This window comes from Paraburkholderia sp. BR10954 (genome assembly GCF_040965775.1).
GTDB lineage: Bacteria > Pseudomonadota > Gammaproteobacteria > Burkholderiales > Burkholderiaceae > Paraburkholderia > Paraburkholderia youngii.
In genome coordinates this window covers 1-270 of the sequence record NZ_JBFRCK010000293.1, presented here as the reverse complement: position 1 = coordinate 270, position 270 = coordinate 1, and the positions used below count along the sequence as shown (strand labels likewise).

Here is a 270-nt window from a genome sequence, read left to right as displayed (position 1 = left end):
CCTGCGACAGCGTAACGAAGCACTCATAGACCGACAGGTCGAAGCCGATCGAGGTAGAGAACAGCATGCGGCTGGTCTCGGATTCCGCAAACACGCTGCGGCTCCAGTGCAGCAGGTTCACGGTGCTGCAGTGCTCGACCATGACGCCCTTGGGCGTGCCGGTGGAACCCGACGTGTAGATCACATAGGCCAGATGACGTGGACCCAGGCCCAGCGCGCGCGCATCCGGATCCGATGACGGCTGCCCGGCCCACGCCGGCGACTGCGCCT

At 65.2% G+C, this 270-nt stretch carries 1 protein-coding gene; it reads right to left on the bottom strand.

Features of this window, described 5'->3' with window-relative positions:
* Positions 1 to 270, bottom strand: a 270-nt coding sequence (locus AB4Y34_RS42295) for an AMP-binding protein (RefSeq protein ID WP_368719359.1), incomplete at both ends; no start/stop codon positions are given.